At 52.8% G+C, this 494-nt stretch carries 1 rRNA gene; it reads left to right on the forward strand.

Going from position 1 to position 494, the window contains the following annotated elements:
* Positions 1–462, forward strand: a 16S ribosomal RNA gene (locus V514_RS0118255); the annotation flags it as partial.
* Positions 463–494: the final 32 nt, after the last annotated feature.

Consider the following 494-nt stretch of genomic DNA (forward strand, 5'->3'; position numbering starts at 1 on the left):
ATGCTGGCTTAAGCCCCGCAACGAGCGCAACCCTTATTCTTAGTTGCCATCATTTAGTTGGGCACTCTAAGGAGACTGCCGGTGACAAACCGGAGGAAGGTGGGGATGACGTCAAATCATCATGCCCCTTATGACCTGGGCTACACACGTGCTACAATGGACGGTACAGAGAGCTGCAAGCCCGCGAGGGTTAGCCAATCTCATAAAACCGTTCTCAGTTCGGATTGTAGTCTGCAACTCGACTACATGAAGCCGGAATCGCTAGTAATCGCGGATCAGCATGCCGCGGTGAATACGTTCCCGGGCCTTGTACACACCGCCCGTCACACCACGAGAGTTTGTAACACCCGAAGCCGGTGGGGTAACCATTTATGGAGCCAGCCGTCTAAGGTGGGATAGATGATTGGGGTGAAGTCGTAACAAGGTAGCCGTATCGGAAGGTGCGGCTGGATCACCTCCTTTCTAAGGATTATTACGGAATAGATGACTCGGTC

It is taken from the genome of Kurthia huakuii LAM0618 (assembly GCF_000505545.1).
Lineage (GTDB): Bacteria > Bacillota > Bacilli > Bacillales_A > Planococcaceae > Kurthia > Kurthia huakuii.